The 13,054-nt window shown below is 62.0% G+C and carries 11 protein-coding genes; 6 read left to right on the top strand and 5 right to left on the bottom strand.

Translation table 11 applies throughout. The features are described from left to right. Positions 1–3: 3 nt before the first annotated feature. From M3N55_RS09595 to M3N55_RS09575, 5 genes are all read left to right on the top strand, one after another. The gene (locus tag M3N55_RS09595; RefSeq protein WP_249058323.1) at positions 4–546 is read left to right on the top strand and encodes a sigma-70 family RNA polymerase sigma factor; all 543 of its coding nucleotides are present in this window, start codon (positions 4–6) and stop codon (positions 544–546) included. Then, the gene (locus tag M3N55_RS09590; RefSeq protein WP_249058321.1) at positions 543–1,175 is read left to right on the top strand and encodes an NrsF family protein; all 633 of its coding nucleotides are present in this window, start codon (positions 543–545) and stop codon (positions 1,173–1,175) included. Before M3N55_RS09595 ends, M3N55_RS09590 begins: the two co-directional genes overlap by 4 nt. A 166-nt stretch (positions 1,176–1,341) precedes the next feature. After that, positions 1,342–2,385 (top strand): pyridoxal-phosphate dependent enzyme, encoded by a 1,044-nt coding sequence (locus M3N55_RS09585; RefSeq protein ID WP_249058320.1) that lies wholly within the window; start codon positions 1,342–1,344, stop codon positions 2,383–2,385. After that, a complete protein-coding gene (locus tag M3N55_RS09580; RefSeq protein ID WP_249058318.1) occupies positions 2,378–3,556 on the top strand; it encodes a M24 family metallopeptidase in 1,179 nt (392 codons plus the stop codon). The genes M3N55_RS09585 and M3N55_RS09580 overlap by 8 nt, the downstream gene beginning before the upstream one ends. Further along, positions 3,553–4,269, top strand: coding sequence for a maleate cis-trans isomerase family protein (locus M3N55_RS09575; RefSeq protein ID WP_249058317.1), 717 nt, complete (start codon positions 3,553–3,555; stop codon positions 4,267–4,269). Before M3N55_RS09580 ends, M3N55_RS09575 begins: the two co-directional genes overlap by 4 nt. 57 nt (positions 4,270–4,326) lie before the next feature. On the opposite strand, the gene M3N55_RS09570 is transcribed toward M3N55_RS09575, so the two are convergent. Further along, the gene (locus M3N55_RS09570) at positions 4,327–6,363 is read right to left on the bottom strand and encodes an NADH:flavin oxidoreductase (RefSeq protein ID WP_249058316.1); all 2,037 of its coding nucleotides are present in this window, start codon (positions 6,361–6,363) and stop codon (positions 4,327–4,329) included. Positions 6,364–6,479: 116 nt separating this feature from the next. On the opposite strand from M3N55_RS09570, the gene M3N55_RS09565 reads away from it, so the two are divergent. Further along, entirely contained in the window at positions 6,480–7,145 is a 666-nt protein-coding gene (locus M3N55_RS09565) for a TetR/AcrR family transcriptional regulator (protein ID WP_249058315.1), read from the top strand. 86 nt (positions 7,146–7,231) lie between these two features. Here M3N55_RS09565 and M3N55_RS09560 read toward each other — a convergent pair whose 3' ends face one another. The 4 genes from M3N55_RS09560 to M3N55_RS09545 are packed head-to-tail and all read right to left on the bottom strand — an operon-like array spanning position 7,232 to position 13,033. Next, the gene (locus M3N55_RS09560) at positions 7,232–8,227 is read right to left on the bottom strand and encodes an NAD(P)H-quinone oxidoreductase (protein ID WP_249058314.1); all 996 of its coding nucleotides are present in this window, start codon (positions 8,225–8,227) and stop codon (positions 7,232–7,234) included. 49 nt (positions 8,228–8,276) lie between these two features. Beyond that, entirely contained in the window at positions 8,277–10,943 is a 2,667-nt protein-coding gene (gene acnA / locus M3N55_RS09555; RefSeq protein ID WP_249058313.1) for an aconitate hydratase AcnA, read from the bottom strand. 19 nt (positions 10,944–10,962) lie between these two features. Then, positions 10,963–11,991 carry a YeiH family protein gene (locus M3N55_RS09550; RefSeq protein ID WP_249058312.1) on the bottom strand — a complete coding sequence of 343 codons (1,029 nt, stop codon included), beginning with the start codon at positions 11,989–11,991 and terminating at the stop codon, positions 10,963–10,965. Positions 11,992–11,995: 4 nt separating this feature from the next. After that, positions 11,996–13,033, bottom strand: coding sequence for an AbrB family transcriptional regulator (locus tag M3N55_RS09545; protein WP_249058311.1), 1,038 nt, complete (start codon positions 13,031–13,033; stop codon positions 11,996–11,998). Between the last annotated feature and the right edge of the window lie 21 nt (positions 13,034–13,054).

Genomic DNA, 13,054 nt, shown 5'->3' with positions numbered 1-13,054 from the left:
GGAATGAACGACACAGACCCTCTGGAGGATTTGATGCGCGCGGCCAATCGCGGCGATGCGGTCGCCTACCATCGTGTTCTGACTGCGATCACACCGATCCTGCGCAAGGTGGTGCGGGCGCGTGGATCCGGCCTTGGGACCGAAGGGTGCGAGGATGTCTTGCAGGATGTGCTGCTGGCCATTCACCGCAAACGGCACACATGGCGCGAGGATCAGCCCCTGCGCCCTTGGCTTTATGCCATTGCACGCCACAAGGTTGTCGACGCGTTTCGGGCGCGCGGGTCGCGCGTCGAGATGTCGATAGATGATTTTGCCGAAGGATTGCCTGCCGTTGACGGACCGGACCCGACTATGGGGCGCGATATGGAAAAGGTTCTGAGCGCATTGGAACCACGCGAAGCTGACCTGGTGCGCGCGTTTGGCCTAAGAGGCGAAACCACAGCCGAAACGGCAGCGCGGCTGAAAATGTCCGAAGGCGCGGTGCGCGTTGCTTTGCACCGGGCGTTGAAATCCGTGGCCCGACTGCGGAAAAGGATGATCGAATGAAGACCGAAGAGCTGATCTCTGCACTGGCCGTCGATACCTTGCCCCAGCCCAAGGTATCGTCCCTGTTGTGGCGCGCGCTGCCGCTGGCCGTTGCGGTGTCACTTTGTGCGTTTGCCTTGTTCTGGGGGCCAAGGCCGGACATCGTGGCGGCAATGTCGTCCTACGCGGTGCTAAAGACGTTGGGCCCCGTGGTGCTGGTTGCCTTGGCGATGGCTGTGGCTGTGGCAACGGTCCACCCGGCATCGTCGCAGAAGATACCCGGTGTCCTTCTGGGCGCGGTCATTGCCGTGGCGTTGGGGGTGTTTTCCGTGTTCTTGGCCCGCGAGGGCCAGTCCGCTTTGGTGCATGCGCTTTCGATTCCCGATCTGTGGGTGTGCCTGCTGTCTGTCCCTGTGCTGGCTGTTCCAATGTTGGGCGGCGTGCTTTGGGCGCTGTCCTCTGGGGCCACGACAAGCCCACGGTTGACCGGCGCACTGGCCGGGCTTGTAGCTGGAGGTGCCGCAGCGTCGGTCTATTCCCTTTATTGCAACAAGGACATGGTCTTGTTCGTGCTGCCGGCCTATTCAAGCGCAATCGCCGTCGTCGTGCTGGCTGGAGCCGCGCTGGGGCCGCGCCTGCTGCGGTGGTGATCTGTCGGGGACGGATTGGTGCGCTTGCCTGTTGGTGCCGCAACGCCATGCCGCAATAGCGCGCCCATAGCCAAAAACAGCTTGGAAAACGGTCTGATGCTGCCCTTTTCTCTCGTCGTATCCGCCCCCCTTGCGTTAGGCTGCGCGCAAGCACAGTGGAGACAACATGAGCCAGCAATTGAAGAACCCATGGCGCGGCACCGGGCTTGAGGGGTTCGATACTTTCCCGTTATCCGATGCCCAGGATGTGGCCCACCTGCTGCAACGCTGCCCCGCTCATGCGCAGACACCGCTTCGCAAGGACCATGATCTGGCGGCCCGTCTGGGGGTCGCAGAGCTATGGATCAAGGACGAACGTGCCCGAATGGGTTTGGGCAGTTTCAAGGCGCTTGGGGCGGCCTATGTCATCGCCCGCGAGGCGGCGGCGACACAGGCGCCCGATCTGCGCAATGCCCTGCAAGAGCGGGTTTATATTACCGCCAGTGCTGGCAATCATGGAATGTCTGTTGCTGCCGGGGCGCAGCTTTTCGGCGCGCGCGCCGTCATTGTCTTGTCTGACACCGTGCCAGAGGCATTTGCCGCCCGTTTGCGCGCCAAGGGCGCCGAGGTCATGCGCGCAGGCGACGATTATGAGGCCAGCATGCAAGCGGCTGCAAAGGCCGCCGAGGCCAATGACTGGACGCTTCTGTCAGACAGTTCCTGGCCCGGTTACACCGAAATACCGCTGCGTGTGATGGAAGGCTACCTGCAACTGGCCGCCGAAGCGGTGGCACAGATCGAACACCCCCCGACCCATATTCTGGTGCAGGCCGGTGTTGGCGGGTTGGCAGCCGCTGTGGCCGCCTATGCGCGGCTTGTTTGGGGCGATGGCCCGCAGATCATCGTGGTGGAACCCGATGCCGCCCCGGCCCTGATCGAAGCGGTGCGGGCGGGCAAGCTACAGGATACGCATGGCCCGGTTTCCTGCATGGGGCGGCTTGACTGCAAAACGGCCTCTATGATTGCGCTGGCAGGTCTGGCGCGCGATGCCGATATGTTTGTCACGATTTCCGATGCGGACGCGCTGGGCGCGGTGGCGCTGCTGGCAGAGCATGGTTTGCCAACGACGCCGTCCGGTGCAGCAGGGATCGCGGCGCTTTTGGGCGGTCTGGACTTGCCGCAAGATGCGCGCGTCATGGCCATTCTGAGCGAAGGCCCGGAAGATGGCTGACCGCTCGCTGATCTTCCCGGCGCAAGAGTATCGCGACCGGGTGGCGCGGCTTCAGGCAGGTATGGCCCTGAAAGGGCTGGACGCGCTTTTGCTGACATCCCCCGCCGACCTGTTCTACACGACGGGCTTCCTGACGCGGTTTTGGGAAAGCCCTGCGCGACCGTGGTTCGTGATCGTCCCGCAGGTTGGTGGCCCGATCGCGGTGATCCCGTCTATCGGGGCAGAGTTGATGGGCCGCACATGGGTGACGGACATCCGCACATGGCAAGCGCCAGACCCTGCCGATGACGGGATTAGCCTGTTGGCCGATGCCTTGTCCGAAACGCTGGCCACGCAGGGGCTGATCGGTGTGCCGATGGGGCTGGAGACGCATCTGCGCATGCCGCTTGCGGATTTCGAGACGCTGCGCTTACGGCTGTCGCCACGCCGCTTCGTGGATGCCACGGACATCGTTCAGCGCGTGCGCGAAGTAAAATCCGAAGCCGAGATTGACCGCATTCGCAGCAGTTGCACCATCGCGGCGCGCGCCTTCGCGCGGGTGCCGAGCTTGGCGGCAGCGGGGCGCTCGCTGGCCGATATCTTCCGCGATTTCCAGATCGCGCTTCTGGAAGAAGGCGCAGATTGGGTCAGCTATGTCGCCGGTGGCGCAGGGCAGGACGGCTACGGCGATGTGATTTCACCTGCCGGTGCGCAACCCTTGCAGCGTGGTGACGTGCTTATGCTGGATACGGGCGCGGTCAAAGACGGGTATTTCTGCGATTTCGACCGGAATTTCGCCATTGGCATCGCATCGGATGCCGCACGTTCTGCGTATGATGCGCTGTGGCAAACAACCGAGGACACGCTGAGCGCCCTGCGCCCCGGCCTGCGCCCCGGCCTGCGCGCTTGCGATGTGCATGCGCTGCTGTGTCAAGGTCTGGATGCGCGTGGTGCGCCCGCGTCCGGCGGACGGCTAGGCCACGGACTTGGCGTAACCCTGACGGAATGGCCTTCCTTTACGCCGCTGGACAAGACCCCTCTGCGGGCGGGCATGGTGCTGACGCTGGAACCGGGCTGCGTTCTTGGTAACGGACGCATCATGGTGCATGAAGAAAACATAGTGCTGCGCGAGGACGGGGCAGAGTTGCTGTCCCCGCGCGCGCCTGCCGAACTGCCAGAGGTGCTATCATGACCCCATTTCCCTATGAGGTGCAGGACGACACCCTGCCGCGCCTTGGGCTTGTCGTTCTTCAGGTTGATGAAACCATAGAGCAGGATTTCCGCCGACTATTCGCGCCAGACGCTGCAAGTCTTTTTGTCAGCCGCGTGCCATCTGGTGCAGAACTGACGCCCGACAGTATTGCCCGGATGGAAGCTACACTTCCTGCCGCCGCCGGGTTGCTGCCCGCCCCGCTGGATGTTGTGGCCTATGCCTGCACATCAGGCGCTACTCTTATCGGTGTGGAGCGGGTCCGTGACCTTGTGGCCGGGGCGGTCGCGTCGCGCGCTGTAACCGACCCGCTAAGCGCTGCCTTGGCGCAGTGCCACGATCTTGGGTTGCGCCGTGTCGGCATTGTGTCGCCCTATATCGCACCGGTTGCAGAGCCGATCCGCGCGGCATTTGAAGCCGCAGGAATTACTGTTCCCGCCACCTTGTCTTTCGGTGAGGAAGTCGAGAGCAAGGTCGCACGGATCGCGCCGCAGTCCATCGCGGATGCGGTGCGCGAATTGGTCCGCCAAGCACCGCTTGACGGGGTGTTTCTGTCCTGCACCAACCTGCGCACGCTTGGCATTCTGAAACCGCTTGCGCGCGAAAGCGGGCTGCCGGTGCTTAGTTCCAATCAATGTCTGGCGTGGCATATGGCAACACTCGCCGGGACCACGCCACCAAGCTTTAACGGCTAAGAGCCGCACACCCCGCCGTGGCCTTTGCAAATCTGGGCACGGTTGCGGCGGCCCCAATCATAGAACCTTGCACAAGCGTAGGGCGTCATAAATGGCGGCATGGGTGTTGCGCGCGGCTACGGCATCGCCAATGCGGAACAGTTGGTAGGCGCCGTCCGGGTTGCGCTGCACCTGCTGCGGGGTGCCCACGACGAGGGCTTCGTAATCGACCTCTCCCAGATTGGTCGAGGAAGGCCGCAGGTCGAAATACAGATCATCCAGCGGGCGCGTGCCGTGGTTAACAATAACCTGATCGACCTCTCGAGTGCGGCTTGCGCCGCCATAGTCGCTGCCGATGGTGGCAACCAACTTGTTGCCCTCGCGCGCCACGGAATCCAGCTTCCAAGCCACGGTAAAGGTGACATCCTGCGCTTGCAAAATGCGCAATGATGGTGTGAGCGACATGGCCATGACTTCGGGCACGATGCTGCGGTCGCGGGTCATGACCTCGACCCTCGCGCCGGTCGCGGCAATCTTCTCGGCGGCTTGCAGCGCCGCATAGTCGCCTGCATCGTCATAGATCAGCACGTTTTCGCCCGGTGCGACATCGCCCGACAGAATATCCCATGCCGATCCAACAAGCTCATTTCCTGCCTCCAGCACATCGGTATGCGGTAGCCCACCCGTGGCGATGATAACCACATCTGGGCTACTCGCCTGCACGCTCTCCACATCGGCAAAGCTGTTGAACCGGAACTCCACATCCATGCGCTCGCATTCCGCAAACCGCCATTTAATAAGCTGCATCATCTCTGCCCGCCGCGGCGTCTGCGCGGTGAGCCGCACCTGTCCGCCAGGGTCATTGGCGGCCTCGTGCACGACCACATCATGCCCGCGCTCTGCCGCGACGCGCGCGGCTTCCAGCCCGGCGGGGCCAGCGCCGACAATGACTACGCGGCGCGGCGTATCGGCCTTGCCCACCACATGCGGCTGTTCCAACTCGCGCCCGGTGGCGGGGTTGTGCAGGCACAAAGCCATGCCACCCTGATAGATACGGTCCAGACAGTAATTCGCGCCCACGCAGGGGCGAATGCGGTCTTCCTCTCCGCGCAATATCTTGGCGACGATATGCGGGTCGGCCATATGCGCGCGGGTCATTCCGACCATGTCCAGCTTGCCGCTGGCAATAGCATGGCGGGCGGTGGCCACGTCCTGAATTTTTGCCGCATGGAAGGTGGGGAATTGCGTGGTCGCGCGAATATCGCCCGCGAAATCCAGATGCGGCGCGCTACGCATGCCCTGCACCGGGATCACATCGGTCAGGCCTGCATCGGTGTCGATATGGCCTTTAACGACGTTCAGGAAATCGACCATGCCGCTGTCTTTCAGACGGCGCGAAATTTCCAAGCCATCCTCGCGGGTCAGGCCGCCGGGCAGGTCCTCATCCCCGGTGTAGCGCACACCTACAATGAAATCGGGGCCGCAGCGATCACGGATCGCGCGCAGCGTGTCAAAGGTAAACCGCAGACGGTTGTCCAAGCTGCCGCCATACGGACCATCCAGATCATTCGTCAGGGGCGACCAGAACTGGTCCATCAAATGCCCGTAGGCCTGCAATTCGATCCCGTCCAACCCCGCTGCCTGCATCCTTTCGGCGGCATCAGCGTAATCTTCGATAATGCGGGAAATGTCCCAGTCTTCGGCCTTTTTTGGAAATGCCTTATGCGACGGTTCGCGCGCGTGCCCGGCAGAAACGACGGGGAGCCAATCCGCCTTGTCCCAGCGTGTGCGGCGGCCCAGATGGGTAAGCTGGATCATCACGGCACAGCCATAGTCGTGGCATTCGTCGGTGAGCGCCTTCATCCAGCCCACCACCTCATCCTTCCAGGCCAGAATGTTGTTGAACACGGGCGGGCTGTCGCGCGCGACACTGGCAGACCCGGCGGTCATGGTCAGCGCCACCCCGGCGCGGGCGCGTTCCGCATGGTAGGCGCGATAGCGATCCTTCGGCATCCCGTCCTCTGGGTAGGCAGGTTCGTGGCTCGAAATCATCAGCCGGTTTTTCAGCGTCAGGTGTTTCAGGCGATAGGGCTGGAAAAGAGGATCGTTTGACATGGCTCACTCCGCAGGTTTTTGCGAAACTCATCCAAAATGTTCACCAATGTCAATAAAAAGAACACAGGTGAATATTTCACTTGTCGAGCAGATCAGAAGACGCATAATGTGGTCCCATGACCAACACAGAGCCCACTGGCGGCCAAACCGACAAAACAACAGGCTGGCGCGGCTCGCGCGAAGTTTGGCTGGCCGCGGCAAAGCAGGCCTTTGTCGAAACCGGCCTAGACGCGGTGAAGATCCAGCCGCTGGCCAGTCAGCTTGCGCTGTCGCGCACCAGTTTCTACTGGTTCTTCAAGGACCGGCAGGCGTTGCTAGAGGCCCTGCTGGAGGATTGGGAGGCCAAGAATACCGGGGCGTTCATCGCCGCTTGCACCGCCTATGCCCAGACAATCACCGAAGCGGTCCTGAACCTGATCGTGGTTTTCCACGACAGCGACGTATTCGAACCACAACTGGATTTTGCGGTGCGCGGTTGGGCGCATCAATCAGATACCGTTATGGCACGGGTTAACTCTGCCGATGAGGTCCGCCTTGCGGCTATTGGCGCAATGTTCGGACGATTTGGCTACGCACCGCATGACGCGGATGTGCGCGCGCGCACCGTCTACCTGACACAGATTGGCTATATCTCGATGCAAGTCAGGGAAGATCCGTCAACCCGCATGGCACGGGTTCCGGGATATGTTCAGACATTCTCGGGGCAAACGCCTTCTGAGCACGAATTGGCGCGATTCCACGCTCGGCTGAATTTCGACCATACAATGCTGGCGGCGACATAAGACAGAGGGCGCTGCGGGCCAGCCAGAGCCGTAACCACGCCCGGCAACCGGGCAAAACCGCCCGGTTGCTGGGCGTGGCTGCGCCATTATTGCGCGGTGATTTCCAGCAATATCTTGCCAATATGCGCAGAGCTTTCCATCAATTCATGCGCATCCGACGCATCCTGCAACGCAAAGACGCGATCCATGACCGGGGCGATCTGGCCCTCTGCAAGCGCCGGCCAGACGCACTGTTCCAGTTGCTGCGCAATGTCGTGCTTGGCCTGATCTGATTGCGGTCGCAAGGTTGACCCGGTAATCGTAAGCCTGCGCATCATCAGCGGCGCGAAATTGATTTCGGCTTTGGGACCCGTCAGAAAGGCGATCTGGACCAATCGTCCATCCTCCGCCAATGCGCGCAGGTTTCGTTTGATGTAGTCGCCTCCCACCATGTCGAGGATAACATCCGCTCCGCCCGCTTCGCTGACGACTTTCACGAAATCCTCTTCGCGGTAGTTGATTGCGCGCGTCGCGCCAAGCTTTTCACAGGCGGCGCATTTTTCAGCGGAACCAGCGGTGGCAAAGACCGATGCACCAAACAGCCGCGCTAGTTGAATGGCGGTTGTCCCAATGCCCGAGGAACCGCCGTGAATAAGGAACGTCTCGCCCGTTTTCAGAGCGCCACGCATGAACACGTTCGACCAGACAGTAAAGAACGTCTCTGGCAGGCCAGCGGCGTCGCGCAAGGACATTGTGCCAGGAACCGGCAACACCTGCCCGTGATGCGTGGTGGCATATTCGGCATAGCTGCCACCGGGGAACAGGGCGCAGACGCGGTCGCCGGGTTTCCAGCGTGTTACATGTGCGCCAACGGCAACCACTGTGCCAGACCCTTCCAGACCGGGCAGGTCAGACGCTCCCTTGGGCGGGTCATAGGCGCCCGCGCGCTGTAATGCATCGGGCCGGTTCACCCCGGCATGGGACAGCTTTATCAGCACCTCATCTGCGGCCGGGGTTGGCACGGGGCGTGTGGCGGGTTTCAACACCTCTGGCCCGCCGGGGCGCGTGATCTCGATCACCTGCATGGTTTCGGGCAAGCTCATTCGTCGTCTCCTTCTACTGCTTTCAAGATGCGTCTATGGGCCGGATTGTTCATACAGAGGCGAGTTTGGCCATCATATGCGGCAACAGCCCGCTGCGTGACAGAATTTGCGCCTCGCTCTCGGACGCGATTTGCGCGGTCAGGACAAATTGGCGCGGGCTGCTGCCCGGCCCGTGCTGCTGCAAGATCACGTTGCAGCGCGCCTCTAGCCCCGCATGCGGCAATTCCAGCGCAAATTCGGTATCATCGGTCACGTTCAGGTCATGGCGCGTCACCCCATCGGGGAAAGTCAGGGGCAGAATACCCATGCCCACAAGGTTGGTGCGGTGAATGCGCTCAAAGCTCTCGGCCAGAACCGCGCGCACCCCCATCAGGGCCAGCCCCTTGGCCGCCCAGTCGCGCGAAGACCCTTGCCCATAATTACGCCCGGCAATGATAATCAGCGGCGTGCCTGTCTGACGGTAGAGATCGCACACTTCATGCACGGTCATAACCTGCCCGGATGGGGCATGGCGCGCATGATTGCCGCGCATGCCCGCGACCAATTCGTTATTCAGCAAGGGGTTGTCGAACATGCCGCGCAGGCAAATTTCCGGGTTGCCGCGCCGGGTGCCGAAATTGCCCAGCCGCGCAGGATCGGTGCCCTGCGCTTGCAGATATTGCCCTGCCGGGCTGTCTGCACGAATGGCCCCATTGGGAGAGATGTGATCGGTCGTGATCGCATCGCCCAGCATCAGTAGCGGACGAATGCCCTCAATCCGTCCATCTGGGGCCAGCGCGCTGTCTGCCCCCGCTTTCATGGCCGCAAAGGGTGAGGGGCGAATGAAGTTGCTGGCATTATCCCACGGAAACTGCACGCCTTGGGGCGCATCCAGCGCATCCCACGCGTCGGTTGTTTCCATGCCGGATGCATAGCATTTGCGGAACCTGTCGGCGGTCACATATTGCGCGACCAAAGCCGATATTTCCGCCGCGTCGGGCCAGATATCGGCCAGGAAAACCGGTTTGCCGTCCGGGTCCAGGCCAAGCGGGGCGGATGCCAGATCGCGTGTCACAGTTCCAGCCAGTGCCGCCGCGATCACCAACGGTGGCGATGCCAGATACGCGCCCTTGATCTGCGGATGAATGCGCCCCTCAAAGTTGCGATTGCCCGACAACACAGCGACCGTGCACAGGGCGTCGCGGTCGATCGCTGCCTGAATCTCTGGCGCAAGCGGGCCGGAATTGCCGTTGCAGGTGGCACATCCATAGCCGACATTGTGAAAGCCCAGCGCCTCCAGATCCGCCATCAGCCCCGCATCGGTCAGGTAATCCGTCACCACGCGCGAGCCGGGTGTCAGCGAGGTTTTCACCCATGGGCGCGGCAACAGCCCCGCCGCGCGAGCCTTGCGTGCCAGCAGCCCTGCGGCAATCATCACCTCTGGGTTAGAGGTGTTGGTGCAACTGGTGATCGCGGCGATGACCACAGCACCATGATCCAGCGCAGCGCTGTCGGTGGCGGTGGCACCGGGTGCAACTTCTTTCAGCCTTGCATCAAAGCTGGCAGGCACATCGCGAAGGTTAACGCGCTGGTCAGGGCGGGTCGGCCCGGCCATGCTTGGCACAACTTCGGACAGATCGAAAACATGCTCTTCGTCAAAATTCAGGTCGGTCGTGTCCGCCGTGTCCGGGTCTTGCCACAGGCCCTGCGCTTGCGCATAGGCCTGAACGCGGGCCAGATGCTGCGCGCTGCGCCCGGTCATGCTCAGATAGTCCAGCGTCAGCGCATCAATCGGGAACCACGCGCAAGTCGCGCCATATTCGGGGGCCATGTTTGCAATGGTTGCGCGGTCTGCCAGCGGCAATTGCCCTACACCCGCGCCGTGAAATTCCAGAAAGGCGCCGACCACGCCCACGGCGCGCAGCTTTTCCGCCACATGCAGCACAAGGTCTGTGGCGGTTGTTCCTGAGGGTCTGACGCCGGTCAGTCGAATGCCCACAACGCGGGGCGCACCCATTTCCAGCGGTGTTCCCAGCATAGCCGTTTCGGCCTCTATGCCGCCAACGCCCCAGCCCAGCACGCCCAAGGCATTGACCATGGTGGTATGGCTGTCGGTCCCGATCATGGTATCGGGGCGCGCCAGTTGCGTGTCGGGGTTCAGGGTTACGACATGGCTTAGCCATTCCAGATTCACCTGATGCATGATCCCGCGCCCCGGCGGAATGACGCGAAACTTGCTGAAGCTTTGCTGGCACCACTTGATAAAGGCAAACCGCTCGGCGTTGCGTTCAAATTCGGCCTTTTGGTTGCGCGCATAGGCATCGGGATTGCCCGCGAACAACACGTTCAGCGAATGGTCGACAACGAAATCTACCGGGATGGCCGGGTCCAGCAACATTGGGTCATGGCCTTGGGCGGCCAACGCATCGCGCATAGAGGCCATGTCGGTCATCAAAGGAATGCCCATGAAATCCTGCAACAGGGCGCGACCGGGCGCGAAGGAGACAGGCTGCGATTGCACCCGCGCAATCAGGGCGCTGATCTGTGCGTGCGCCTTGGGGGCCGGCAGGCGAAACAGGATATCTTCGGCCATCACCTTCAGCGTGCGCGGCAGCCGAGAGATGGCCCCGAACCCTGCATCCTCTGCCGCCGTCAGGCTAAGATAGCTCATCGGTTCCGGGGCACCGGGCAGCGGGGCAACCAGATCGGGGTTGGCGGGGTGAATTGGGTCTGTCATCGGACCTCCTGTCGGGTTGTCATGACACTTGCAAAAGAAACAGCAGCGCGACTGCCAGCGCGGCCAGAAAACCTGTCTGCGCGACGACCAGAATGCTGTGGCGCGGCCCAAGACGGAACATCGCGGACATAGAGGTCTTCACCCCCAGCGCGGCAATGGCAGCAACCAGCAGCCAGCGCGAACTATCAACCATCAGCAGGCGGGCTGGTTCGGGAACCAGGCCAAAGCTGTTGACGATCACCAGCCCGGCAAAGCCCAGCGTAAACAGGGGCACCGGAACCGCGCCTTGGCGTTCGCTTCCCTTGGCGCGCAGAACCACTCCCAGCACGATCACGACAATGGGCAGCATCGCGACGCGCAGCAGCTTGACATAGCTGGCGGTATCGCCCGCCTCTTCGGAAACGGCATAGCCCGCGCCCACAACCTGCGCCACATCATGAATGCTCGCGCCCAGCAAAACCCCGATTTGTTGGTCACTTAGCCCCAGCTTGGAAAACAAGATTGGGTAGGCGACCATTGCAATCGTCGACAATGTGGTGACTGCGATCACCGTGAACAGTGTATCGCGTTCCAGATTGCTATGACGCGGCAACACCGCTGAAATGGCCAGCGCAGCGGATGCCCCGCAGATGGCCACAGCCCCGCCGGTCAGGATGCCCAGCCGCCAACCGCGCCCCAGTAACCGCGCGGCAAGCAGGCCAAAACCGATGGTTGCCAGAATGCAGATCAGCACCAATATCAGCGGCCCTGCCCCAAGCGCCGCAAGCTGGTCAAACGTAATTCGGGCACCAAGCAGGGCTATGCCCACGCGCAGCAGCGATTTTGCGCAAAATTCTATGCCAGCCGCGCATGGCTCTGTCTGTGACAGGAAATGCAGCGCCAGCCCGATCAGCAGCGCAAACAGCATGACCGGCGCGCCATAATGATTGCCCAGAAAGGTCGCCGCCATCGCAATCACGAAGGCTATGCACACACCCGGCGCGAGCGTGCGAATACGGCCTTGTGCATGGCGCGCATGGTCCCCAAATGCCGGGCGGGCATAGTTCACGATGTCATCCTTTGTTTTTTGGAAGGCGGGGCAGGATTGTCCAGCGGTAAAGCGGTCCGGCAAGCAGGTTGCCCAGCAACCCGCGCGTGACCTGATAGGCGGCCACAAGGGCCGCATCGGCAGCCACGATTTGCGCGGTCAGCACCATCTCGGCGGTCCCGCCGGTTGCAAAGCCCATCAGTAGTTCCGGCAGCGCCAGCCCGGTCATCTCTGCCGCCAGCACCGCCAGCCCCAGCATCAGCGCGCCATGCAGCAGGATGATCGGAATTCCCCCTGCCAGCGCGCGCGGAAGCCGTTTCAAGGTATCGGCGCGGAACCGTGCGCCCAAACTTAGGCCGAGCGCGATTTGTGCCACAGCCAGCAGAATAGCGGGTTCGCGTGCGGCCAGAACGCCGCTGGCCGATAGCAGCGCCAAAGCAATCATGGGCGCGACCACGAAAGCAGATGGCAGGCCCAAGCGGTTGCCGGCATAGGCCGCAGCCAGCCCGGTCAGCAGCGCGATCAGCAAGTAGCGATCCCAACTGCCATCGGTGGAATGCAGGTCCAGAGTTGTAGGGCTAAGCGAGACAATCAGCGTCGGCAGCAACAGCACAATGAAGCAAACCCGCAACGTGTGAAACAGCGCAACTGCGCCCGCATCTGCGCCATGACGGGCGGCTAGATCGGCCATTTCCGAGATCCCGGCAGGGACCATTGCGAAAAACGCCGTGCGCAGGTCCAGCTTGCCCGCCCGCGCCACAACAGGGGCCAACAGCCGCCCCACCGCGATCGAGATAAGCGCGCCTGCAAGGATTGTCGGCACATGCGGTCCGATACGGTCAACCACCTCTGGCGGAACGCTTAGGCCAACCGCTGTCCCCACAATGATCTGCCCGCTGCGATACAGCTTGCGCGGCACCGTGATCGGAAAGCGTAGTCCCAGCAGCATTGTCACCAATAGCGACCCGATCAGCCAGGCCAACGGTATATTCGCCTGCTGCGCCAGCCAACCACCGCCGCCGGCAAGCAGCGCCGTAAGGCAAAACCGGATTTTCATTTGCATTGGCATAAGTGTCCAGACTGG

This window comes from Roseinatronobacter domitianus (assembly GCF_023336755.1).
GTDB lineage: Bacteria > Pseudomonadota > Alphaproteobacteria > Rhodobacterales > Rhodobacteraceae > Roseinatronobacter > Roseinatronobacter domitianus.
The sequence above is the reverse complement of the archived record's forward strand: the minus strand, read 5'-3'. Positions and strand labels throughout refer to the sequence as shown.